Source organism: Lacticaseibacillus huelsenbergensis (assembly GCF_029726355.1).
Lineage (GTDB): Bacteria > Bacillota > Bacilli > Lactobacillales > Lactobacillaceae > Lacticaseibacillus > Lacticaseibacillus casei.
The window spans coordinates 1,026,462-1,048,890 of sequence record NZ_CP120687.1 but is presented as its reverse complement, the minus strand read 5'-3'; the positions used below and the strand labels follow the sequence as shown (position 1 = coordinate 1,048,890).

The following is a 22,429-nucleotide window of genomic DNA, read 5'->3' as shown; positions in this document are numbered from 1 at the left end:
TTTATTGTACGACGATTAGCGGACGGTTAACCAGTAACCGGCGCACCCCAAAATGATCAGCGCCACTAAGTTGAACACGGTGAACCCGACAAAAAAGCGTGCGTGTGGGCGACTGCCGTAAACCAAATACTGCTTGAAAACCAATAAGTTAGCCATCGATCCGACCAACGTACCCACACCGCCGATATTGGAACCATAAAACAGCGCTTCAACATAGCCGGTAAATCGGGCCAACAGAACGGTGGACGGAACGTTGGAAATAACCTGACTGGTCAGAACCCCACTTAAGTAAACCGAATCCTCTGAATTTTCAAGACTGGCAATAAAATGGGTGACCCATGGAATCTGTCCGACCACGCTGACAATCACGAAAAAACCGGCGAAAGTCAAAACAACCGCATAATCCACATCTTTCATGTCTTTTGGATCGAGGGCGACTGAAAGGAGAATCGCTAATACCGCGCCGACCCAAGCAGGCACAATGCCAATGACTCCGGCGAAAACGACGCACGCAACAATGACGGCAAAAATCGTCGGCCGGATTTGGATATGAATATGTTCAGTGGGCACGTTGGGTACGGGGACGTTGCGCAAAAATAGACTTAGCAGCACCAACACCAGGAAACTGCAAGCCAGCAACGGGATTGACCAGCTGAAAAACTCTTTTAGATTAATCTGGAATTGATGCATCAGGAAAATATTGTGGGTGTTACCGAATGGGGTGAAGGCGCTACCAAAGTTGGCAGCCATTCCGATCAAGGTTACTGGGAGAATTTCTGGCAGTTGATATTTCTTGGCCACGCGCAGATATAACGGTATCAGCGTTAAAACCGTGACATCGTTGGAAAGAAACATGCTGGCAAAAATGGCAAGGAAAATAAACCACCACGTTAACTGGCGCGTGTTGTTCGCCCGGGACGTTAACCGATATGCCCAGTAATCAAGAATATGTAGGTGTTCGAAGATTTGAATCACCGTCATCATGGCAAGAATGGACCATAATGTGGCAAAACTTATGTCGCTTATTTTAGGCCGGCCTATGAATAGGCTTATGACGACCAACAAGCCGGTGATCTGCAGGACCCGATCTCTGATCAGACGCCGAATAACAATCATCAATTTACCTCATTTGAAAAAAACTCAACCTGTACATTTTGCGCTAAAAACCGAACAATGACAATAGCTAAACCCGACAGAACGTCTGGTATACTTGAATTAAGACAAGATTGTGGCATGAGCATGATGACGGGGGCAGCAAATAGCGTGAATATTAAAATCATTGGTGTCGGTAAGTTGAAAGAAAAGTACTTTCGCGAAGGCATTGCGGAGTACTTAAAACGAATGGACAAGTTCGCCAAAGTCAAGATTGTCGAGGTGGCGGATGAAAAAGCACCGGAGAATCTGTCCGAAGCCGAAATGGCGGAAGTCAAGGACAAGGAAGGTAAGCGCATTTTGGCCAAAATCAAGGACAAGGAATGGGTCATTGCCCTAGCGATTGAAGGCAAGCAGCGCCCCTCCGAAGTCTTTGCGAAGGAGATTGCCGATCTTGGTACATATGGCCACTCGGATATTACCTTTGTGATCGGCGGCTCGCTTGGTCTGTCGCCGGCCGTCATGAAGCGCGCCAACGACACCTTGAGCTTCGGTAAATTGACCATGCCGCACCAGCTGATGCGCTTGGTGTTGATGGAGCAGATCTACCGCGCTTTTATGATTAATATTGGTAGCCCGTATCACAAGTGAGCGTGGGCATTGAAAGTGAAAAGAATCACAATGCTTACCCCACTTAAAAATATATCTCTTCATTTTGGCTATTTCTAAGAGATATATTTTTAAAGGCGGCTGTTTCTTCAAATCTTCGAGATATATTGGCCAAAATAGGCAGGTATTCGTTCGATTGAACCATCTAAGCAAGGAGCAAGATAATGACACCAGAAACCTATTTCACCCAGGTAAAGCAGGCGTTGGGTCTGCCGGGATCCACACAGTTACAAAGCGCGTATCAATTTGGCGCTGAAGCAGATAAATTGGCAGCGCTCGTGCTTGCTGGCAAAAAGACGGCAACAGCAAGTGCACGAGATCTATATGCTGTCGATGAACCATTGCCACAAGCAGGCGCGTATGATGTGATTTTAAATTCATCCAACGAACCTGTTTGTGTGACTTACACGGATGCTGTCGAAGTCCAGCCATTTTTAGCGGTGACGGCCGACCATGCGTTTCGTGAAGGTGAGGGAGATCGCAGTTTAGCCTATTGGCGACAGGTTCATGAAGCATTTTTTAAAGCCGAGTATGCGGAAGAGGGTAAACAGTTTGATCCAGCGAAAGCGCGGATCGTTCTCGAATCGTTTCATGTTGTGTATCCGGTTTGACGATTAGTACGCAACAACATTTTGACATCATCAAAAAAGTCTCCGATATTGGAGGCTTTTTCTGTAAGTAAATATTCGGAAGTCAATAAATCTTAACTGCGGGCAGATCTAACTTTTTGCCCTCGATGATCTTCTGGTCAATTAAGCAGTTGAAGACTTGGTTACCAAAGAACTCGGCGCTTTTGGCGTCAAAATGATAGGCGTCCAGCAAGGTACCATTTTGCATGTCGATCATGTGGATGTTGGGGTCTTCCGAAGCTAGTTGGATCATGCTCTTTTCGACTTGCGGGTCGTACTGCTCGGAGTGATGGCTAACGGTGCCGCAGATGATGGGCAAGGTAGCGTTGCCGACTAACTGGCGGCAGTAGGTGAAGACAGCCTTGAGATTGTCGTAGTAATGATCGGCGGCAGCTTGCGAATAGGATCCGCGGTCGGCTTCGCCTTGATGTCGAGGTGTTGCTGGCTCGCCGCAAGACACTGTTTGATGAGGTGGGTGAATGCCAGCAGCAAGGAGTCATCAGGCGAAGCGAGTTCGTCAAAATGGGTGGTCCAGTGGCGATCACCGTCACCGGTTGGGTCAATCGATGTCCCGCCTTCGGAACATTTGATGACGTACAGACCTTGATAAGGTGTCCGTTGCAAAATGTTGTGGTAGGTCACCAAGTCGAAGCCCCAGCGATCCTGAGATAAATCGCTGGTTTTTAAACTGGGTTGAAAGACGCCTTTATCGTGATCAGGGGTGTAGTTGCTGCAATAGTGGCAATCCGCCAGCGGCAGCTGAATGTCGGCAGGCAGTTCCGCCACGGGCACCCGCCCATCCATGTTGGACTGGCCGGCAGAGATAAGGGTGATCGGCGCTAGATCTTTTTCCAAAATAATCGCTCCATTCTTAAAAATTGAATGTGGTCGAGTCGTTGCATCGAGCAGTTTTTACTGTCGCCGCGTTTGTTTTGGCCCGAGACAACAAAGAGCACTTCTATGGATTCGGTTTTAGAGCGAACAAAATCCATAAAAGTACTCCCGCGATTAAAGTACAACAAAAGGAACTGTATGGCAAATCGTTGAGCATCTACAAGGAAACAGTGGCGCACAACTAAACGGATGTGGCTGAATTCAGCGTCGATGCCCTTAACTTAACTCGAGACGCTTACGGATTTCGGTACGGGAAACAGTTTCACCATGACTCGCGTTTAAGTTAGCCGTTGCGGCATTATAGTCTTCTTCATCTTCCACACGTTCAAGGATAGCTTCGCGCATATACCGCGTGACGGAGACGCCATGGGAATCAGCCAACTCTTTGATTTTTTTGTATTGGTCGTCTTTAAACTGCAAAAAAGTTACGGTTGTATCGGCCACACTGATCACCTTCCCTTGATATTTTCATCTTTCTAGACTTTAACACAGAATTTTTGAATCGCCATTTTCGGTGCCCGTGGCTGGCTGCTTATCTTGTGCCAATAGACACCAATTTTTTGGTGGTAGCAAGTAAAATGCGGTATAACACGGCCTTCATTGTGTTAAATTAGTAGCAAACCCTGATGTTGAAGGCGGATCGAGGTGAATCGGATGAATGAAAAACGCGAATTGCAAGTCAAAGCGGCCATCGCTGGCGCTTTAGACGCTGAAGACTGTATCATCAGCTTCTATTGTGCGCGGAAAAGTCAGTCAATCTATGTGATTCTTGGTCGTCCTATGAGCCAGTATTTGGCCATCCGAATCAGTAACCACCGTGCTTTCAGTGGGTTTCAAAAAGTGCCGACATTTTTCTTGCGTTCACAAGCACAGCTGACTGAAGAGCTGACAGAATTTTTAAAAACGGCGACTTGGCTAACGTTTGATTATCAGGATTTCTTTGTGCTGTCACTGATTAAATACGGGCACCATCATGGGACAACGTTTCAAATTGATGATAGTTACGCGACCTTTTCCGAAGAATCGCAGGCTATGATTTTTTACCAGCTTATCCATTTAGGCAGGCGGCAGCAGGTGATGATGAACGCCCTGCCGGAGGATCTGAATTATGCGCTTGCTAAGCTTTATGCGTCGGATTTGATCGGCAGCTTCTCTAATCAGCAATCGCTGCTGGTTTATCTTTCTGAAGGCGGTCGGCGGCTTTTGGACTTACATGCCGGTCAGTATATAGCACAATTTATGGAAGATTATGAGCAAGTGAATTGGCGCAACTTGAACTTGCCAGCGGTTGGGTCATCGACTGAACAGCAGCAGGATCAGGCGTGATGCCGGTCATCTTATTTTGAAAAAGGCGATCGCAATGCAGCAAGAAATCCTGATTCAAGGCAGTGACGTTTTTGGCACAAGGGGATGTGGACTTGGAAAAAATCACAAATTTTCGCGAACTTGGCGGTTATCGCAACAAGAATAAGCAGATGGTCAAAAAGGGGTTGTTGTATCTCTCTGGGCAGCTTTTTGAACTGGATGATGCTCAGAAACGTTATCTGACCGAGACGGTGGGCATCCAGCACATCATTGACATGCGTAGTGCAGACGAACGCGCGCAGTTTCCCGACACGACCCTGCCAGGTGCGGCGTACACGGTGTTGGATATTTTGAAAGACGCCACCACCAACGACGCAAGCTTGGGTCATATGATAACCGAACAAGGCGATGTGCGCGAAAACATGCTGGCGACTTATGAACAGTTGGCGATGAGTGACTCGGCGCAGGCGGGCTACCACGCGTTTATCCACGATTTGTTGGCAGCACCAGAGCCCACTGTTTTTCACTGTTTTGCGGGAAAGGACCGCACCGGCGTTGGCGCCGCGATCATCCTGAAGTTGTTGGCAGTACCCGGCGAAACGATCATGGCGGATTATTTGTTGACCAATCAAGAGCGCAAGACCGCGAATCAGGTGATTCTAGCAGATTTGAAAAAGCAAGGCGTTCCGGCCTCGCAACTGCAGACCATTGCGTTGGCGCTGAGGGTGGATGCTGCGTATCTGGAGCATTATTTTCAGGTGATTGATACGAAGTTTGGCAGTTTTGATCAGTATTTGCGGCAGGGCTTGCAGTTGACAGCGAATGATATTGAGAAGTTTCAGGAGTTGTACCTGCAGGGTTAATGTTTTTGTTAGCAGAAGAAAAAAGGTAGCTAAACATGGCGAATATTCGTATTGTTAAAGCAACGCTGAAGACCGATTTTGCTGCCGTCAGCCGGGTTTATTACGACACTTGGCAGTCGGCTTATCGTCATCTGATTCCAGCAGGTTTTTTAAAACAGCTCACGCCAGCATCGTGGCATCCCGAAAAACGGTGGCAGAACACGTTTTTGGCAATCACTGGATCCGAAGAGATTGTCGGGGTTTGTAGCTTTGGTCGTGCACGCATGGCGGATTATGCAGGTTGGGGTGAATTATATTCGTTGTATGTTTTGCCGCAATTCCAGCGCCAGCACGTCGGGAGTCAGCTGATTGAGCAAGCGCTGAAACAACTTAACCAGACCTATGCGAACAATTATGTGCGGGTGCTGAACAACAATCTTGCGGCTCAAAAGTTTTACCTGGAGTTTGGTTTTAAGAAGACGGACACAGTGCTAGAAGATGTGACCAGGTTTGGCACGATTCGCGAATTGATGATGATTCGGGAAGGGTAGAATCAATTAGTGAGGACAACAGCATGTCATTGATCAACACCCAGTTAGGACTCGATTTTCAATTGTCAGCAGCAGAGTTGGAAGGTTCGCAAAACGTTTTTGTGGCAAAATCTCCTCAAGCTATGGCACGTTTTTGGGCACGCGATGAAGGCGACATAGTGATTCGGGGCAATCGTTTGTTGGTGCGTGTGACAAATCCAGAAGCCTTAATAGCTTTGAGGCGGGCGTTTGGCGAAGAGGATGGCGCGTGGTTTTTGTCGATGGCTAATTTAACTAAATTAGCAACGATATTAAGCAGTTTTGGTCTGAGGGTGAGCAATATAGCCCCCTTTTTCGTGCCGAGTCAGCGGTTTGTGTCAAATCTCATGCCGGAGATACATCTGATTGAAGCGGATGAAATTCCCGCTTATCGAGCAAACAAGGCAATCACAATGGCGTTCGGCTATGATCGCCATTACCCAGATCGATTGGGCGTTGCTTATCAAGTTGATGGTGAATTAAAAGCCATAGCCGGTGCGAGCCAGAATGGGGATGCCTGCTGGGAGATCAGCGTCGAAATTCTTGATCCGCAATATCGACATCGCGGCATTGCCGTCCAATTGGTTAAACAGCTGACCGCTACTATTCAGAGTCGGCGGCCGGATATTTTGCCCGTCTATGGCACACAGTTTTCACATGTTCAGTCAATGAATGTCGCGATTCGGGCAGGATTTGTACTTGGATGGACAGAATTAATGATCGGGAAATGTTAATCTGGTGTTAGAACTATATGATGCGCAAGCGCCGGGAATGCCAGAGTTTATGTAGTGTCATTGAAAGGGGAAAATATCATGTCTGATCAGCCGATTTCACCTCAAGTTGTGGCCAAGTTTAAACAGTACTGGCCAAGATTCGAAAACAGCAAATTGTATCGGGATTCAGATTCAGCACTGGGTTTCGATGATAATGCACCAAGTGTCGTCCAGATGTACCTTAGTGATATGGCTGAAATTTCTGGCTTAAAACCGGCTGAGTGGACCATCGGAGACATTCGTTGATCCCTAGAGCGTTTTGCTAACGAGAAAACAGATGACTTTGATGAGATAATGACGCTACTAAATACTTTGCGGATTATCGAAACTTTTTTGGATTGGCTGTCGGCAATTAATGCGCTTCACTTACGGGAATTTGACATTTGGCAAGTGATGAATTCCGTCAAGACTGGTCTTACCGATCGTGCTGATGCTTTCCTTGGAATTGACGAACCTAATGTGTCAGACGATGAGCGGGACGCAGATGCTGCGTTCATAGAGGAAGACGATATAGGCGATCAGCCACCAGACGAGGCTTATCAACCTGATGAGTCTTATCTCAACCAGGAACATGTGGACAAAATTGGTGATCAGCAATGGCAATTGGCCACGGCAACAAGTGTTCACGATCAATTGCTTAAGTACATAAGATTGGCATGGGCAGCCGAAGACAGTCAGGATCTGCGTGATGCTTATCCTCAATCAGTGGTCATTGATGCGGTTGTTCAGATGGGTGATGCGCTTTATGCCCAACATTTAGAAACCTTACAGACATGGGGACCGGAACACTTTCTTGACTACATCACCAACACCATTCATACACAGTCATTAGAAAAATCTCAGGCACTCGTTGCCAGTTGGATGCATCTACTTTTGTATTTAATTTTCAATGACAAGATCGAAAAAGAGCATGGTGATGAACTGCTTGCGATGTTTGCGCGCGGGGCACAATTTTACCCAAGCCAAAACCAAAAGGCAGAGCTGTCTCGCTATCTGACTATAAACGGGGCAAGCGAAAAAGTAAAAAGCGTCGTAAAAAGCGTTAATCAGCAGTTGCCCAAATTGACACATATCTTTTACTTGTCTAATTTGACATCACCGTAAATATGTGAAAAGATAACTAACAACAGCAATTTAAATAACTAGTCACTACCGGGTGACAGTATCGCAACCGCATTAGGTCAATGTAGCGGTTGCGGGTACTGTCACCCTTTTTGTTTGGCTGTGATGGTTGATGACTGGCATTTAATCACAGGAGGAAAAGAACATGCAGTGGTTTTATTTAGTTTTAGCGGGCGGTTTTGAAGTCGTTTGGGCAACGTTTATGAAGTTGTCTCACGGTTTTTCCCGATTAGGTTTTACCTTAGCTACGTTGGCAGGGATGATTTTAAGCTTTGGCTTTCTTGCGTTGGCGGTCAAGCATCTTCCGTTAAGTCTGGCATATCCGGTCTGGACCGGGATCGGTGCGGTTGGTTCGATCATTGTTGGTGTGGTTTTGTTTAAGGATCAACTGCAGCCAGCAACTTGGCTTTTCATCGCGTTGTTGGTCATCGGAATTGTCGGTATTAAAGTGACGAGTGGCGATTAGTCACCAAATGAACCTTATGAAATGATAAACTTAAGTCACATTAAAGGCGGTGATGTGCAGATGTTACCGAATCGCATCGTGCGAAGGTCTTGTACGGCTCTTGTCTGAGATATGCTGAAAGCAGCGGTTGGGGTGGCAAGCCGTTGTTAATTGCGACATATAACGCATTTGCGGAAAAGTTTGGTAATACAATCGAATTGGTTGAAAGCGATGGTGTAAAAAGGTAATGAATCAAAATGAAGAGTCCTGGCTTGAAGAAAGTCGCCAAGCGATGCATGGATGGGATTTTAGCCACTTAAAGAACCGCTGTGAGACTGGCGCTTTGCCGTGGAACTATCGTGATTTGGTGAGGCAGTATCTAAAACCGGATGATGAATGGCTAGACATGGACACCGGCGGCGGGGAACTGATGAGTTCGTTTGAGCATCCCGTTGAAAAGACTTCGGTCACAGAAGGCTGGCAGCCGAATATTGATTTGTTGAAGCGTGCACTGGTGCCACAAGGGATAACGCTGTATGCCGATCCGAAAGGCCAAATGGCACAGGTTCCGAGTGATCATTTCGAAGTGGTGACAAATAGTCATGGTGGATTGCCAATTGCTGCAATTGCGCGTGTCTTACGTCCTGGCGGTATTTTCATTTCACAACAAGTGGGGGCAACTAATAATTACTCGTTATCGCGATTCTTGAATGAGAAGTACGCTCCCGCGTTCCCTGACAACAATCTGTTACAGGTTATAACGCAATTACAGAACAGCGGCTTCCAGATTCTAAAGGCAGATGCTTCTTTTGTTAAAATGCGCTTTACGGATGTTGGTGCCATTGTGTACTATGCGACGGTCATTCCTTGGGAGTTTCCTAACTTTGACGTTAACCGAGCCATGCCGAAGCTTCACCAATTACAGGATATTATTGCAAGTGTCGGTGACATTACAACTTTTGAAGATCGCTTTATCATTGTGGCTAAGAAAGATGAAGACTGAGGTAGAAACGGCGACTTGCGATTAGCACCAGTCGCAGTATGCAAGTAATAAGTGAAGAAGGCTTTAAAATCCGATCTAGTTTCGGATTTTAAAGCCTTCTTTATTTATCAAGTGGGTTAGCCTCAAACACGAGCTGAAACATTTTTAAGACATTTGCTTCAACAACCGGTTGCTTCATCAACTCGATGAGAAATGCCTTATTCTTTTTGTTAACGAGTACTTTTAGAGTTTTCTCGTCTCCCATGAAAGTCATTGTTGCGCTAACTCTTGCGTAATTGCCTGCACTTCAGCAAGGTCATCTGCCACGGCGCCGCTTGCTAAGGGATGGCCACCGCCGCCATGGCGTACGGCTAAGGTGTTGATTTCCTTGGTTTTGCCCCGCAGTTCGACGCGATATTTGCCGTCTTGACGTTCCGTGAATACTACCCAGCGGTCGATGCTGGCGAGTTTGCCAATATTGCCGACTGCGCGCTGCTCTTCGCCGTAAGCTAAACCGAATTGCTGCAACACTTTTTGCGTGATGAGCAGTGATCCGGCACCGTTTGCCGTAATTTTAACATGTTCCAGCGCCCAGCCGATGAGTCGCCCGACTTTTTCCGGAAACTGGTCTTCGCGGCGGCCGATCGCCGGTGCGTCAATGCCGGTCGCAAGCAAGTCGGCAGCTGCCAGATGCGTGCGGGCCGTGGTTAAGTCGTAGAGAAAGCGACCGGTGTCACCGATCATCCCCGCGTAAAGCGCCGCCGCAGCCGGTTGATTGAGCGTCAGGCGCTTGCTGTGTTGCACCAACTCCCAAACCATTTCCGAAGCACTTGACGCGTTGGTGTCGACCCAACTGATGGCGCCGAGTTGATCTTCATTCAGATGGTGATCGATTTTAATCAGCATGGCGCCTTGGTCAAAATGCGTCCCGGCGATGCGCGAGCGATTGGCGGTATCAATCACCACCACCAGTGCGTCCTTATAAGCAGCTGCTGGCACATCTTGCTGCGGCCCGATCCAAGCTAAGTCGGGCGCGGCCGGGCCGGCAGTGTAGACTGTCTTTTGCGGATAAGCTGCCCGCAACAGCAACGCTAGTCCGGTTTGTGAACCGATGGCGTCTGGATCGGGATTGATATGACGATGAATAATAATGGTATCGAATTGATCAAAAGCGGCTAAAATGCGCTCGATTTCGGCTGACATAACAGGTTCCTTTCAATGCTAGGTTATGTAAAGTTGTGTATCCTGCTTGCGAAAATGGCAGGCATGTACACATACTTAATCGTACCGGTCTCTGGTGAAAAGACAACTGTTATAATGATTGAAACCAAACTTAATGGGGGAATATTGGTGAAACGCTTATTGAAATGGATTGCCATTGTCGTTGGCGCCGTCGTGCTGGTCGCAGGCGGTTACCTGATTTATCTTTTCACGACTTATTACCGGCTACCGGATAATCAGGCGTTGAAAGTCAAAAATCAGCAAGATGCCCAATTCAAGCTAGGCCAGACGTATACGGCCATGACCTATAACATCGGATACGGCTCTTATCCGCCGAGTTATAGTTTTTTCATGGACGGCGGCAAATATTCGCGGGCTTATAGTCAACAAGCGGTGCGAAAAAGTATCAATGGTGTCATTAAAACCACGCAGGCGCAAAATCCGGACATTGCCTTTTATCAGGAAATCGATCCGGATGGCGATCGTTCCCGCCACGTGAATGAAGTGAACATGGTAACGCAGGCGCAAAAACAATACGCCAATGTGTACGGGCAAAATTACGATTCCGCCTATTTGTTCTATCCGTTTACCCAGCCGATTGGGAAGGCGAAATCGGGGATTTTAACGCTGAGCAAGGCTAAAATCGACAGTTCCCGCCGATACAGTTTGCCAGTCGACACCGACTTCAACAAGATTATTGATTTGGATCGTGCATTTACAGCCACGAAAACGACGGTCGCAAACGGCAAACAGTTCATCATGGTCAACATCCATATGTCCGCCTTTACCCCAAACGTGAAGGTGCAGCAGGCGCAATTTGCCAAATTGTTTAAGTATATTGATCATGCATACAAGCAAGGCAATTACGTCATGGTCGCTGGCGATTATAACCACCGGCTATTGAAAAATACTGCCGAGATTTTCCACACCAAAAATCTCGAAGAAACCTGGACGCACCTGTTTCCTAAGTCGAAACTGCCAGCTGGTTTTCACATCCCGACCATGGGCTTGGCTGAAGCTAAAGTGCCTTCCGCCCGCGCGCTTGATCGGCCGTATCAACCCGGAAAAAGTTTTGTGACGTTAATTGACGGCTATATTCTGTCCCCCAATATTAAAGCGGAAAGTGTGCATGTGGTATCAACCGGTTTTCAGTATTCCGATCACAATCCGGTCGTGCTGAAGTTCCAGTTGCAATAGTCCGAACATCCTTAGTGGCCTGAAAATTTGGGGCCACTTTTTTATGCATTCGTTCGTCGCGGCGTCAACGTGAAGCGCACCATTTTCTTGTACACACTCATGCAGATACAGATGCATCAAACTGTTTTGTTGGCAAACTAACTCGCAATTCCTTAATTGGTACACGTGACACTTTTTTGTTCCACAAGAAACTGTATTTCAATGTTAACTTTTATAACGCAAATACTTGAAATGCAGTTTCATATGGGACCATAATCAAGTTGATCGATGAAATCTTATTAGGGAGGGGAAACATCATGTCGATATCTGCTTTTGCACTTATTTTTCTGACGATCTATGTGGGCTTGGCACAACTCGATGCACTCTCACTGAAGATCGGGTTATTTTCACCGGTGTTTGGTGGTGCGGCAACTGGTCTAGTCATGGGCGATCTCAAAACTGGCTTGATTGTCGGTGCGACTTTGCAGTTGGCCACGTTGGGGGTCGCGACGTATGGCGGCGCAACGGTACCGGACTTTCTTTCCGGTTCGATTATGGGCAGTGCGTTTGCGATTATGTCCGGACGTGGGGCTGCTTATGGAATCGGATTGGCGATTCCGATTGGCTTGTTACTGACGCAAATGGATATTCTGGCGCGGATGACGAACACGATTTTTCAGCATCATGCTGATCGCTTGGCACTCAAGGGTGATTATAAAGGCGTCGAACGGAACAACCTTTACGGGATCATTCCGTGGACGGTTTCACGTATGTTGCCGGTTTTTGTGGGCTTGTTCTTTGGCTCGGCGGTTGTTAAGGCCATCAATGCCTGGATTCCGGGGTGGCTGATGGTTGGCTTGAAGACGGCCGGGATTATTTTACCTGCGATGGGGATTGCGATCCTGATGCGGTACCTGCCAATCAAGCGGTACTACCCTTATTTCATTCTCGGATTTGTCCTCATGGCTTACTTCACGAAGTCATTCTCCCTACTGGGCACGGCGCTGGTCGGCTTCGTCTTTGCGGCCATTCACGTGATGGAGGCCAACGAACGCAAGCACAATGGCGGCAACGGTAATGGCCCAAGCAAGCCTGACAATGGTGGTAACGACAGCGGCAGTAGCGACGACGAGGAGGTCGAGATCGATGTCTGACTTGAAATTAAACAAAATAACCAAAAAAGATCTCAAGCACATCTTCATTCAAAACGTCTTGGGATTGCAGCTAGGTTGGAACTACGAAAAGATGCAAGGCTTAGGCTACGCGTATTCAGTGATGCCTGCGTTGAAACGGCTGTATAAAGATGATCCTGCCAAAATGAAGCAGGCGCTGAACATGGAGATGGGCTTCTTCAATACTACCCCGCAAATGTCACATTTGATTGTCGGCGCGGATGTTGCCTTGCAGGATCAACTGGGGATGAACGATGAAAATGAAAAAGCCATTGCCGGATTGAAAACCGGGTTAATGGGGCCTTTTGCCGGCGTCGGCGATACCATTTTCGTCGCGATTTATAATGCGATTATTTACTCCATCACGGCCTACATGGCATTGTCGAATCAACCGATCGGCCTATTGATTCCGGTAGTTGGTTGCTTGGCCATTTTATGGGTGCGTTGGAAGTTGTTCCAAGTCGGGCTGGCACAAGGCACGCGGCTGGCAACGACCTTCGCCGACAGCATGGCGATTTTCACGGAAGGCGCTTCGATCCTTGGCTTAACAGTTGTCGGCGCGATGATTCCCGCCGTCATTAATTACAAGCTTGATTTGACCTATAAAGTCGGCAAGGTCACGATGAATGTCCAAACCATGCTCGATAAAATTATGCCAGCCTTGATTCCGTTGGCGATTGCCTTGTTCTCATACTGGATTCTTGGGCGCAAGCATATGAATTCCACCCGACTGATTTTCGTCTTGATTTTGATCGGCATGGTGCTAGGCAATCTCGGTGCGATTTTCGGCTGGATTGGTAGCTTGGTATAAAAAAGCATTTTTAGGAAGGAGTGATTCCAGTGACAATTGTGGCAGCACGGGTTGACGAGCGGATGATTCACGGCCAAGTGGCGATGGTGTGGACGAATACGGTTGGCGCTAATCGGCTGATGGTCGTCAACGATGAAGTCGTCCACGATGACATGGCGATTCAGGGGCTGAAAATTGCCCGGCCGGCTGGGAAAAAATTGGCCATCAGCTCAGTGGCCAAAGCCATTGAAAATCTGCAAAATGGTAAGTTTGCCGCGGATCAAGTGTTTGTGATCACCCGCAATGTTCCGGACATGGCGAAGTTGATTGACGGCGGCGTGCCGATTAAGTCGTTTAATGTTGGCAACCTGTCAGAAAAACCCGGTACCAAGAAAATCAAGCCGTCTGTGGCGCTATCGCCTGATGATATTGCGATTATTCGGCGTTTGCTCAAACAAGGGGTGACCATTACTGCGCAGATGGTTCCTAATGAAAGCAAAACGTCAATCGCCACGTTTATTGATAAGGCCGAATGACGCCGCTTTTAACGAGAGTGGAGGCGCGGCTTGCGCAGTTGAGTCCGGTTAACCGCGCCTTGGCCCACCACGTATTGGCCGATCCGGAGGCGTTTGTCGCCGAGACAACGGCCCAGATTGCCCAAGCCAGCGGTGTCTCGGCTGCGTCCGTCATTCGCTTTGTGCGCCTGTTTGATTTTGATGACTTACAATCGTTCAAGCTTGCCTTGGTGCGCGAAACCAAGACGGCAGACGATCCGCAACCGCTTGATCCGCTGGTGCAAGACGATGATGATTTGCCGACCATGATGCGCAAACTTAGTCAGACAGCGATTGCGGCGGTGCGGGATTTGCCGGAAGCATTGGACCAAGATGCGGTTCAATCGGCGATTACCACGTTGCGGCATGCTCGGCATATTTATCTGGTTGGTATCAGCGCATCGGCACTTGTTGCGCAGGACCTATATTTAAAATTGATCCGGGCGGGCTATCTGGCTATTTTTGATCATGATGCGCACACGGCGTTGGAGCGGATGTATTATACGACTTCGGCTGATGCGGTGGTCGCCTTTTCCTACAGTGGCATCACCAAAGAAGTTGTGTTGGCAGCGCAACAGGCACGGCGTAATCATACCCCGGTGATCGCAGTGACCCGTCATGAGCCGAGTCCGTTGCGGAATGTGGCAAGTTGCGTGATTGCCTTGCCGCCGACGGAACCGCTCCTGCGTATCGGTGCCGTGACGTCAATGTTTACGGAAACCTACGTCGCCAATATTCTGTTTTTAGGTGTGGTTCATGGCGAGATTAAGCGCACGGAGCAGAATTATCGGGCGACATCACAGCTAACCGGGGAATTGAAAATTCGAGGTGAGGAAAATGGCAATCGCAGACCTAACAACCGAACAAAGAAATCCGGCCAGCATGCACATCGACACGATGACGACACCTGAGATTGTGGCCTTGATCAATCACGAAGATGCCAAAATTGCACCGGCGATCGCTAAGGAAGAGGCGCATATTGCCGCGGCTATTGATGAAGCCAGTCAGCGGTACAATCGCGGCGGGCGGCTGATCTATGCCGGGGCAGGCACGTCCGGGCGCCTAGGTGTTTTGGACGCGGCTGAGTTGGTACCGACTTATGGCATTCCGCCAGAGCGAGCAGTGGGCTTGATTGCGGGCGGCATGTCGGCCATGTTCAAATCTGTGGAAGGAGCCGAGGACTCGGCTGAACTGGCCGAACACGACCTGAAGCACTTGAATCTGAATGCCAATGACACGGTGATCGGCATTACTGCGTCCGGCCGCACGCCTTATGCGATTGGCGCGTTGACGTACGCCCAACAGACACATGCACTGGCCGTGTCCGTCACCTGCGTGGCCGATAGTGAGTTGGCCACCCACGCCGACATTGCGATTGCGCCAGTGGTTGGCCCGGAAGTGATTACCGGCTCCACCCGTATGAAGGCTGGTACCGCTCAAAAAATGGTGCTGAACATGTTGTCGACGGGTGTGATGATCCGCGCCGGAAAAGTGTTTGGCAACTTGATGATCGATGTCCTGCCGACTAATGCCAAGCTGGTCGATCGGGCCGAGCGGATTATCGTTGAAACCACTGGCGTTACCAAGGCCCACGCTGCTTCCTTATTGAAGGCAGCGGCGCATAAGGTGCCGGTAGCAATTGTCATGGCCAAAACCGGCATGGATGCCGCGACCGCAACCCAAGTGTTGGCTGCGCATGATGGCGTCGTGAGTGCGGTTTTAACGGCATGGGAGGCTGAACATGGCCAACAATCCTGACTTAGTGGCGCCGATCACCCAGGCCATTCACGCGGGTGCCGTCTTTGGTGCTTCGTTTAGTTTGGTTGCGCCGGATGAAAATGCGTTATATTTTCTGGGTTATCAAGGTGCCGGCGACGATCAGCTACCGTTAATGCCACAGGATCGCTATGACTTGGCTTCGCTGACTAAAGTGGTGGGGACGACGACGCGGTTATTGCAGCTGCTGGTGGCCGGGAAAATCCAGTTGGATCAGCCGATCGGGTCACTTGTAGATGGCTTGCGATATCCGCAACTGACGATAGAGCAGCTCATGTTACACCGCAGCGGGCTGCCGGCAGATGTGGCAAACGCGCACGATCTTGATCGCGACGGCTTGATTAATGCTGTAAAAACAATGCCGGCAGTTGCGCCTCCGGACACGACCACGATTTATTCGGATTTGAATTATATTCTACTGGGCTGGGCGGTGGCTCAAGTCGATGGCTCATTAGCGGCCAGTCTGCAGAAGCACATTTTTGTGCCGTTGGGGATGACGGCTACGGGCTATCAACCCCATGGCGTCGCGGCGCGCAATTTTGTCCCGACTGAAAAGGTGCCAGAGCGCGGCGGCGTGTTGCGAGGGACGGTTCACGACCACAAGGCCTTTTTACTGGATGGCGTTAGCGGTCACGCCGGGTTGTTTGCGACCTTGGGTGACTTGACAACGTTCACGCGGTTGTTTGCGGGGTTGCCTGTGCCAAACGGTGAAGCGGTGTTGCCACCTGCAGCCTTTTCCTTGCTGGAGCGTTTTTGTGTCGGCGGACGCACGTTGGGATGGCGTTGCTGGTCGGCCAATCGCCACCAGTATTGGCACACCGGCTTTACCGGCACCTCGATTGCTTTTGATCGCGATAATCGGCGCGGATTTGTTTGCCTGACGAATCGGATCTATCCCAATCGGACTAACCGCGCGTGGGTGAGGATTCGCCTGCAATTGCTTGCCCGATTTTTCGGGGTCGCCACTTCATGGCCTGATGAATGAGAAGCGTTGGTCGTGTTATGTTTTCTCAACGAGGGTCATTGACACGGCGAATGGGTGTATGATCGAAAGTAACTTGAGCTGAGTGCTAGCTACTGGCTGTCTGGCGCTTGGTTTGCGATCGGAGATAGGTCTAGATGAAGCATGCCCATTTAGTTGAACAACTTAACCAGTTGCACCGCCACTTTGCCGAGCCGCATGCGCTCTTGCTGGCTGATAATCGCCGCTTGCTTTTCGGCGCAAAGACCGATACCTTGTTTCCCGCGGCGAGCCTGATCAAGCTCGGCATTGCTGCTTACGTGAAAAAACGCGCCGAAGCGGATCCTTTTCAATGGAATCGAATGGTTGAATTACCAGCAACTGTTGGTGGCGCAGGGGTGCTGCGCTTCATGACGGCGCCGTCATGGTGTGTGCGGGATTTGGTGACGTTGATGTTAATGGTGTCTGATAATTTGGCGACGAATGCGCTATTGAAATTATATGGATTGCCGACAATTTCACGATGGTTGGCTGAACATTTTCCTGGTACCCAATTGAACCGCGCATTGATGCAGTCCCATGCAGACAACGATAATCGGATTACGGCGGAAGCAGCTTGGCGGCTGTTGCATGACTTGTTAACGCCGACCCACCAGTCAGCCGACGGGGATTGGTGCGCGCAGGCGTTACGGCACCAGCAGAATCGTACGAAACTGTTGCTGGCACCAACGATGCAGGCTTTTGTGGGCTGGACGGCCGGTAAAAGCGGTGAATTGTCAAATTGCGAACACGACGCGGCATGTTTTGCGGCAGAAGGCGAGCAGCTGTATGCCGTGGTGCTCACCACGTACAATCACCGGCGAGAGGATGCCATGCGCTTTAATCAGCAGGTCGGTCAGTTAATCGTGGATGACTTTCAGCATCGGCGGGATCGGCTGTTGTGATTAGTTGCGACTGGCGGCTAGGAATTCCAAGCATGAAGTGAAAATAGCTTTGCAAAAACACGAGATGCGGCTAAGGTTGATCTCGTTTTTTAATGGTTCTGGTAATGGGATTCGTCCAGTTACTCGGCGCAAAAAATGCTATGTTTCATTTCGAAACACCTGTTTTTACATAATACTTACATAATTAATACACCGGGTTGACATCGATCTTTACAAAGGCTTGTTAGGCTTTGTGTAAGGAGTTGATGAGGAATGAGTATTCGATTAGCGAATGTGTCAAAGGCTTTTGGTAACACCAAAGTACTTTCCAATATTTCCGTCGAGATCGAACCCGGTGAGTTTTTTGTGATGGTCGGGCCGTCTGGTTCCGGTAAAAGTACGCTCTTGCGGATGATTGCCGGCTTAACCAGCGTGACAGATGGGCGTATCTATTTTAACGAGCGCGATGTCACGGATTTGCCGCCCAAGGATCGCAAACTGGCGATGGTCTTTCAAAACTATGCATTGCTGCCATTCATGAGCGTGGCGCAAAACGTTCGGTTCGGCCTGGAAAATCAAGACCTGTCCGATGATGAAAAGACTAAGCGGGTGGACTGGGCACTGGATCTGGTTCACATGACGGATTTACGCGACCGGAAGCCAAAAGAACTCTCCGGTGGCCAACAACAGCGGGTCAGCTTGGCACGTGCCTTGGCCACCAAAGCGCCCGTGGTGTTGATGGATGAACCGCTATCGAATCTCGATGCGCAATTAAGAACCGAAATGCGCGAAGAAATTGCCCGATTGCACCGTGAAATCGGCATGACGCTGATCTATGTCACGCATGACCAAGTCGAAGCCATGACGATGGGCGATCGGATTTTAGTGTTGGATGATGAAAAAATCCAGCAGCTCGGTACCCCGCTTGATTTATATAATCATCCCGCCAACGAGTTTGTGGCCAAATTTATCGGCAGTCCGGAAATGAACCTGCTACCGATTACGGTCAATGACGAAGGCGACCGCTTCAGTATCGGCAATGCCTTTTGGACCGATAACGCCTTTGTTCTGCCATTCGATTTGCCAGCTGGTTCTTATCATCTTGGCATTCGGCCAGAGAAATTGGTGCCGGTTTCCATTGCCAATCCGGATACCATCACCGTGAAAGTCAAAAGTTTGCAACAGCTTGGCAACGATACCTTGATTTTCTGCGATTATGACGGCCAGCCACTCGTGAGCCGGGTACCGGAGCAGTTCACAGTCGCGGTTGGTGCCGAACTCAATTTACTGCTTCCGGCCAGTGCCGATGAATGGCACCTCTTCAACGTTGACGACGGCGAGCGGATTGTTGCGGCGCCGGTAAAGGAGGCGGCAGGTTATGGAGCTTAATAAAGAACTCAATAAAACCACAACCGAATCAAAAGGCAAAGTGGTTGCGACGCTTCGCGAAAACAACAAGCCGGCCTTTTGGTTCCTAATGCCATCGCTGTTGATTCTGACCTTATTTACGTTTTATCCGATGATCATGACGGTTTACAACAGTTTCTTTGCGACCAACATTCGCGGTGAATCGGCTAAGTTTGTCGGACTAGGCAACTATCTCGATATTTTCAAAGATCCGTTATTCCTGAAAAGCCTGGCCGGCACCTTAGTGTATGTCGTTGCGTTTGCGTTGGTGACCATCATTCTCGGGGTGACCTTGGCGCGGTTGGCAACGATGAAACTGCGGCGGATTAGCTGGTTCCAGACCGCCTTTGCCGGCACGATGGGCACCAGTGCTGCTGCGGCTTCCATTCTCTGGCTGTTCCTGTTCAACCCGTCTGTTGGCCTCGCCAGCTTTGCCTTGAAGGCGATGGGCGTCACGAATGCCAACTTGTTGGTTGATCCGACCGGCGCCATGATTGTCATTGTGCTGGCCAGTGTCTGGATGGCTTTGGGTTTTGCCTTTCTGATTCTGCTCAGTGCCTTTCAGAGTGTACCGCCTGAGTACTATGAAGTAGCCGATATTGCCGGCTGGTCCCAGTTTAAGCAAACATTAAAAATTACGGTGCCGATGATTTCGCCAACCTTATTCTTCCTATTTGTTGTCGAAATTATCGATGGGTTCAAAATGTTTGCCCAGATTGACCTGATTACCGGCGGCGGGCCTAACAACGCGACGAACTTTTTGGCCTATAAGATTTATCAAGATGCGTTTGCTTTCCATAATTTCGGAACCGCAAGCGCAGAGTCGATTGTCTTGACGGTGATTATTGCGTTGGCAACCTGGGTTCAATTCCACTTCACAGAACGGAAGGTGTATTACGCATGACACATGTCAAAAATGGAACACGGTATCTGTTGTTGACTGTTGTGGCGGTAGTACTCCTGTTCCCGATCTTGCTGGGAATTTGGGCTTCACTGCTGCCGACAAAAGATATCGCGGCAGGTAACTTCTTATCCACCAATATTTCGTTAAACAACTACTGGCAGGCATTCGTGACCACGCCGATTATCCGCTACATGATCAACTCGTTTGTCACCGCTGGATTGATCACGATCGGTCAGCTAGTCTTATGTACGCTTGCGGCTTACGCGTTTGCGTTCATGAATTTCCGGTATAAAAAACAGTTGTTCTTTGCCTTTTTGATCACGATGATGCTGCCGTTTGAAGCGCAGATCATTCCTAATTTCCAGACGGTGAAGGCGTTTGGCTGGTTGAACAATTACGCCGGCTTGACGATTCCATTCTTCACATCTGCCTTCGGGGTCTTCATGTTGCGGCAGGCCTTTTTACAGATTCCCACCGATCTCGTGGACTTTGGGAAGTATCTCGGCCTTGGTCGCCTGCAGTTTCTCTGGAAAATTGCGATTCCATACAGCCGCAGCATGTTGATTACCTTTTCGCTGTATACGTTCCTGACGCACTGGAACCAATACCTGTGGCCGTTGATTACCACATTCTCGGACGATTTCCGGCCAGTACAGGTTGGGTTGAAACAGTTACAGGCTGAAGATACTTTTGCCAACTGGGGCATGGTCATGGCCACGGCGATTATCGTGCTGTTGCCGACCTTGGCGCTGTTGCTGATTGGCCAGAAGTTCTTCAAGCGTAATCTGAATGCAGGGGGGACGAAGGGGTGAAAACCACATACAAGAAAATTATCGCGTTGATCGCGGCGCTTGCGGTTATATTAGGTCTTGCCTTTTTCCTGACTGATCAACATAAAACCGCTGCGGCGTCGGACAATGGCCGGACCACCATCACGTTTTGGCATTCGATGAACGGCCCGAATGAAAAGGTGCTGGAAAAGCTGGTCGATCAATTCAACAAAAGCCAGACGAAGTACACGGTCAAGCCGATTTACGCTGGCAGTTATGAATTGTCGATTATGAAATATGCCAATACGGTCGGCAGCAATGTCTCACCTGATTTGATTCAGAGTGACCAGGCTAACCAGTCGATGATGATCGGCCTCAATTCAACCGTGCCGGTGCAAAAGTTCATTGACCGCGATCATTATGATCTGAGTCAACTGTATCCCGGCGTGACGGCAGCCTATAAGATCAATGGCAAGCTAGCTTCCATGCCGTTTAACTCGTCCAGTTCGGTCATGTACTATAACAAGGCACTGTTCAAGAAATATGGCATTGCGGATTTGCCGTTGTCGCCAACCTATAGCGACATCACCAAGGCTGCCGTTGCTTTGACCAAGAAAAGTAAAGGCGCCGTTAAAGGGATGACCATGCAGATCTATGGCTGGTTGCCGGAAGAATTGGTCGCCAACCAGAATTCGCTAGTGGTCAATCATGATAACGGACGCCAGGCAATGGCCACTCAAGCCACATTGAATTCGCCAGAAATGGTCAAAAGTATGAACTGGCTGCAGGATGTTATCAAGCAAGGCGCTTTCCAAAACTTCGGGACCGGTTCAGCCGCCGCCAACAACCAAAGTGCAGCATTCTTGGCGCAGAAGGTCGGTATTTTCATGCAAAGTTCCGCGATGCTAGGGCAGCTGCAGAAAAACGCCAAATTTGACTACGGCGTCACATTCACGCCGCATCCAGATGATACTAAGGCCAATGGGGTTGCGATCGGTGGTGCCAGCTTGTGGATCACCAAGAACAAGCCGACAGCCGTTCAAGAAGGTGCATGGCAGTTCATGAAGTACCTCATGACGCCAAAGGCCCAGGCAGCTTGGCAACTCGGCACCGGCTACTTTGCGGTCAACCAGAAAGCCAACAAGGTTAAGACGTTAGCTACTGCGATCAAGAAGAATCCTGCCTTGGCAGTGCCAATTGAGCAGCTCAATCAAGGTAAAATCAATGCCGCAACAGCTGGCGCCTTCTTCAGCAACATCCAGGAAGAACGGCAAAACGTCGAGTTGGCCATGCAGCAGATTTACGGCGGAGAAGATGTCAAGAAAGCTTTAGATGAGGCTGAGTCAGACACCAATACCGCAATTTCCAAAACCAACTCTGTCAGCGGCAATCTGCTGGATTACAAACGCTAAAATGGTTCATTTTGCTGAATGAATGGCAGACGCGTATGATC

Annotated in this window: 27 protein-coding genes; 22 read left to right on the top strand and 5 right to left on the bottom strand. The window is 49.2% G+C overall.

The annotated features are described in order from the left end of the window. Positions 1-15 precede the first annotated feature (15 nt). A complete protein-coding gene (locus LHUE1_RS04705; protein WP_049169539.1) occupies positions 16-1,116 on the bottom strand; it encodes an SLC13 family permease in 1,101 nt (366 codons plus the stop codon). Between the two features lie 147 nt (positions 1,117-1,263). On the opposite strand from LHUE1_RS04705, the gene rlmH reads away from it, so the two are divergent. Continuing rightward, positions 1,264-1,743 (top strand): 23S rRNA (pseudouridine(1915)-N(3))-methyltransferase RlmH, encoded by a 480-nt coding sequence (rlmH, locus tag LHUE1_RS04700; RefSeq protein ID WP_049169576.1) that lies wholly within the window; start codon positions 1,264-1,266, stop codon positions 1,741-1,743. A 182-nt stretch (positions 1,744-1,925) separates the two neighbouring features. Beyond that, a complete protein-coding gene (locus LHUE1_RS04695) occupies positions 1,926-2,372 on the top strand; it encodes an ASCH domain-containing protein (protein WP_049169538.1) in 447 nt (148 codons plus the stop codon). An 82-nt stretch (positions 2,373-2,454) separates the two neighbouring features. Here LHUE1_RS04695 and LHUE1_RS04690 read toward each other — a convergent pair whose 3' ends face one another. Continuing rightward, on the bottom strand, positions 2,455-2,850 hold the full coding sequence (locus tag LHUE1_RS04690; RefSeq protein ID WP_241484807.1) for a sialate O-acetylesterase: 396 nt from the start codon (positions 2,848-2,850) through the stop codon (positions 2,455-2,457). 650 nt (positions 2,851-3,500) lie between these two features. Continuing rightward, on the bottom strand, positions 3,501-3,728 hold the full coding sequence (gene relB / locus LHUE1_RS04685) for a type II toxin-antitoxin system RelB family antitoxin (protein ID WP_049169537.1): 228 nt from the start codon (positions 3,726-3,728) through the stop codon (positions 3,501-3,503). Between the two features lie 210 nt (positions 3,729-3,938). Between relB and LHUE1_RS04680 the strand changes: the two genes are divergently transcribed. The 8 genes from LHUE1_RS04680 to LHUE1_RS04645 all read left to right on the top strand — a co-directional run bounded on the left by LHUE1_RS04680 (position 3,939) and on the right by LHUE1_RS04645 (position 9,343). Then, entirely contained in the window at positions 3,939-4,610 is a 672-nt protein-coding gene (locus LHUE1_RS04680; protein WP_049169536.1) for a hypothetical protein, read from the top strand. 86 nt (positions 4,611-4,696) lie between these two features. Beyond that, positions 4,697-5,452: a tyrosine-protein phosphatase gene (locus LHUE1_RS04675; protein WP_191978402.1), complete on the top strand. Its 756-nt coding sequence runs from the start codon at positions 4,697-4,699 to the stop codon at positions 5,450-5,452. 35 nt (positions 5,453-5,487) lie between these two features. Next, positions 5,488-5,982, top strand: coding sequence for a GNAT family N-acetyltransferase (locus tag LHUE1_RS04670; protein ID WP_049169534.1), 495 nt, complete (start codon positions 5,488-5,490; stop codon positions 5,980-5,982). A 23-nt stretch (positions 5,983-6,005) separates the two neighbouring features. After that, a complete protein-coding gene (locus tag LHUE1_RS04665) occupies positions 6,006-6,734 on the top strand; it encodes a GNAT family N-acetyltransferase (protein WP_049169533.1) in 729 nt (242 codons plus the stop codon). A gap of 78 nt (positions 6,735-6,812) precedes the next feature. After that, entirely contained in the window at positions 6,813-7,019 is a 207-nt protein-coding gene (locus LHUE1_RS04660) for a hypothetical protein (protein ID WP_049169532.1), read from the top strand. Positions 7,020-7,067: 48 nt separating this feature from the next. Continuing rightward, complete coding sequence (locus LHUE1_RS04655) at positions 7,068-7,877, top strand: hypothetical protein (RefSeq protein WP_049169531.1); 810 nt, start codon at positions 7,068-7,070, stop codon at positions 7,875-7,877. 163 nt (positions 7,878-8,040) lie between these two features. Then, on the top strand, positions 8,041-8,361 hold the full coding sequence (locus LHUE1_RS04650; RefSeq protein ID WP_010490584.1) for a DMT family transporter: 321 nt from the start codon (positions 8,041-8,043) through the stop codon (positions 8,359-8,361). 226 nt (positions 8,362-8,587) lie between these two features. Further along, on the top strand, positions 8,588-9,343 hold the full coding sequence (locus LHUE1_RS04645) for a class I SAM-dependent methyltransferase (protein WP_049169530.1): 756 nt from the start codon (positions 8,588-8,590) through the stop codon (positions 9,341-9,343). 100 nt (positions 9,344-9,443) lie between these two features. Here the strand turns inward: LHUE1_RS04645 and LHUE1_RS04640 are convergent, their stop codons facing one another. Continuing rightward, a complete protein-coding gene (locus LHUE1_RS04640) occupies positions 9,444-9,596 on the bottom strand; it encodes a hypothetical protein (RefSeq protein ID WP_279280280.1) in 153 nt (50 codons plus the stop codon). Further along, on the bottom strand, positions 9,593-10,525 hold the full coding sequence (locus LHUE1_RS04635) for a DHH family phosphoesterase (RefSeq protein WP_049169529.1): 933 nt from the start codon (positions 10,523-10,525) through the stop codon (positions 9,593-9,595). Before LHUE1_RS04635 ends, LHUE1_RS04640 begins: the two co-directional genes overlap by 4 nt. Positions 10,526-10,672: 147 nt before the next feature. Here LHUE1_RS04635 and LHUE1_RS04630 point away from each other — a divergent pair, with 147 nt between their 5' ends. The 12 genes from LHUE1_RS04630 to LHUE1_RS04575 all read left to right on the top strand — a co-directional run bounded on the left by LHUE1_RS04630 (position 10,673) and on the right by LHUE1_RS04575 (position 22,388). Further along, positions 10,673-11,740, top strand: coding sequence for an endonuclease/exonuclease/phosphatase family protein (locus tag LHUE1_RS04630; protein ID WP_049169528.1), 1,068 nt, complete (start codon positions 10,673-10,675; stop codon positions 11,738-11,740). 296 nt (positions 11,741-12,036) lie between these two features. Next, positions 12,037-12,873 (top strand): PTS mannose/fructose/sorbose/N-acetylgalactosamine transporter subunit IIC, encoded by an 837-nt coding sequence (locus LHUE1_RS04625; protein WP_049169527.1) that lies wholly within the window; start codon positions 12,037-12,039, stop codon positions 12,871-12,873. Further along, positions 12,866-13,702: a PTS system mannose/fructose/sorbose family transporter subunit IID gene (locus tag LHUE1_RS04620; RefSeq protein WP_047106871.1), complete on the top strand. Its 837-nt coding sequence runs from the start codon at positions 12,866-12,868 to the stop codon at positions 13,700-13,702. The genes LHUE1_RS04625 and LHUE1_RS04620 overlap by 8 nt, the downstream gene beginning before the upstream one ends. Positions 13,703-13,731: 29 nt before the next feature. After that, the gene (locus tag LHUE1_RS04615) at positions 13,732-14,217 is read left to right on the top strand and encodes a PTS system mannose/fructose/N-acetylgalactosamine-transporter subunit IIB (protein WP_010490599.1); all 486 of its coding nucleotides are present in this window, start codon (positions 13,732-13,734) and stop codon (positions 14,215-14,217) included. Then, positions 14,214-15,146 (top strand): MurR/RpiR family transcriptional regulator, encoded by a 933-nt coding sequence (locus LHUE1_RS04610; RefSeq protein ID WP_049169526.1) that lies wholly within the window; start codon positions 14,214-14,216, stop codon positions 15,144-15,146. The genes LHUE1_RS04615 and LHUE1_RS04610 overlap by 4 nt, the downstream gene beginning before the upstream one ends. After that, on the top strand, positions 15,073-15,993 hold the full coding sequence (gene murQ / locus LHUE1_RS04605; RefSeq protein ID WP_277848309.1) for an N-acetylmuramic acid 6-phosphate etherase: 921 nt from the start codon (positions 15,073-15,075) through the stop codon (positions 15,991-15,993). The genes LHUE1_RS04610 and murQ overlap by 74 nt, the downstream gene beginning before the upstream one ends. Continuing rightward, positions 15,977-16,996 carry a serine hydrolase domain-containing protein gene (locus LHUE1_RS04600; RefSeq protein ID WP_049169525.1) on the top strand — a complete coding sequence of 340 codons (1,020 nt, stop codon included), beginning with the start codon at positions 15,977-15,979 and terminating at the stop codon, positions 16,994-16,996. Before murQ ends, LHUE1_RS04600 begins: the two co-directional genes overlap by 17 nt. A gap of 134 nt (positions 16,997-17,130) precedes the next feature. Next, the gene (locus tag LHUE1_RS04595) at positions 17,131-17,916 is read left to right on the top strand and encodes a serine hydrolase (protein WP_049169524.1); all 786 of its coding nucleotides are present in this window, start codon (positions 17,131-17,133) and stop codon (positions 17,914-17,916) included. Positions 17,917-18,168: 252 nt separating this feature from the next. Further along, positions 18,169-19,284: an ABC transporter ATP-binding protein gene (locus LHUE1_RS04590; protein WP_049169523.1), complete on the top strand. Its 1,116-nt coding sequence runs from the start codon at positions 18,169-18,171 to the stop codon at positions 19,282-19,284. After that, on the top strand, positions 19,274-20,206 hold the full coding sequence (locus tag LHUE1_RS04585) for a carbohydrate ABC transporter permease (protein WP_049169522.1): 933 nt from the start codon (positions 19,274-19,276) through the stop codon (positions 20,204-20,206). Before LHUE1_RS04590 ends, LHUE1_RS04585 begins: the two co-directional genes overlap by 11 nt. Next, positions 20,203-21,018, top strand: coding sequence for a carbohydrate ABC transporter permease (locus LHUE1_RS04580; protein WP_049169521.1), 816 nt, complete (start codon positions 20,203-20,205; stop codon positions 21,016-21,018). Before LHUE1_RS04585 ends, LHUE1_RS04580 begins: the two co-directional genes overlap by 4 nt. Then, positions 21,015-22,388: an ABC transporter substrate-binding protein gene (locus LHUE1_RS04575; protein WP_049169520.1), complete on the top strand. Its 1,374-nt coding sequence runs from the start codon at positions 21,015-21,017 to the stop codon at positions 22,386-22,388. Before LHUE1_RS04580 ends, LHUE1_RS04575 begins: the two co-directional genes overlap by 4 nt. Positions 22,389-22,429 lie beyond the last annotated feature (41 nt).

Bases quoted from the DNA above. Each gene is read 5' to 3' on its own strand.
- LHUE1_RS04705 (WP_049169539.1), bottom strand. From the start codon at position 1,116: ATGATTGTTATTCGGCGTCTGATCAGAGATCGGGTCCTGCAGATCACC.
- LHUE1_RS04695 (WP_049169538.1), top strand. From the start codon at position 1,926: ATGACACCAGAAACCTATTTCACCCAGGTAAAGCAGGCGTTGGGTCTG.
- LHUE1_RS04680 (WP_049169536.1), top strand. From the start codon at position 3,939: ATGAATGAAAAACGCGAATTGCAAGTCAAAGCGGCCATCGCTGGCGCT.
- LHUE1_RS04670 (WP_049169534.1), top strand. From the start codon at position 5,488: ATGGCGAATATTCGTATTGTTAAAGCAACGCTGAAGACCGATTTTGCT.
- LHUE1_RS04665 (WP_049169533.1), top strand. From the start codon at position 6,006: ATGTCATTGATCAACACCCAGTTAGGACTCGATTTTCAATTGTCAGCA.
- LHUE1_RS04660 (WP_049169532.1), top strand. From the start codon at position 6,813: ATGTCTGATCAGCCGATTTCACCTCAAGTTGTGGCCAAGTTTAAACAG.
- LHUE1_RS04655 (WP_049169531.1), top strand. From the start codon at position 7,068: ATGACGCTACTAAATACTTTGCGGATTATCGAAACTTTTTTGGATTGG.
- LHUE1_RS04650 (WP_010490584.1), top strand. From the start codon at position 8,041: ATGCAGTGGTTTTATTTAGTTTTAGCGGGCGGTTTTGAAGTCGTTTGG.
- LHUE1_RS04645 (WP_049169530.1), top strand. From the start codon at position 8,588: ATGAATCAAAATGAAGAGTCCTGGCTTGAAGAAAGTCGCCAAGCGATG.
- LHUE1_RS04640 (WP_279280280.1), bottom strand. From the start codon at position 9,596: ATGACTTTCATGGGAGACGAGAAAACTCTAAAAGTACTCGTTAACAAA.
- LHUE1_RS04635 (WP_049169529.1), bottom strand. From the start codon at position 10,525: ATGTCAGCCGAAATCGAGCGCATTTTAGCCGCTTTTGATCAATTCGAT.
- LHUE1_RS04625 (WP_049169527.1), top strand. From the start codon at position 12,037: ATGTCGATATCTGCTTTTGCACTTATTTTTCTGACGATCTATGTGGGC.
- LHUE1_RS04620 (WP_047106871.1), top strand. From the start codon at position 12,866: ATGTCTGACTTGAAATTAAACAAAATAACCAAAAAAGATCTCAAGCAC.
- LHUE1_RS04610 (WP_049169526.1), top strand. From the start codon at position 14,214: ATGACGCCGCTTTTAACGAGAGTGGAGGCGCGGCTTGCGCAGTTGAGT.
- murQ (WP_277848309.1), top strand. From the start codon at position 15,073: ATGGCAATCGCAGACCTAACAACCGAACAAAGAAATCCGGCCAGCATG.
- LHUE1_RS04600 (WP_049169525.1), top strand. From the start codon at position 15,977: ATGGCCAACAATCCTGACTTAGTGGCGCCGATCACCCAGGCCATTCAC.
- LHUE1_RS04595 (WP_049169524.1), top strand. From the start codon at position 17,131: ATGAAGCATGCCCATTTAGTTGAACAACTTAACCAGTTGCACCGCCAC.
- LHUE1_RS04590 (WP_049169523.1), top strand. From the start codon at position 18,169: ATGAGTATTCGATTAGCGAATGTGTCAAAGGCTTTTGGTAACACCAAA.
- LHUE1_RS04585 (WP_049169522.1), top strand. From the start codon at position 19,274: ATGGAGCTTAATAAAGAACTCAATAAAACCACAACCGAATCAAAAGGC.
- LHUE1_RS04580 (WP_049169521.1), top strand. From the start codon at position 20,203: ATGACACATGTCAAAAATGGAACACGGTATCTGTTGTTGACTGTTGTG.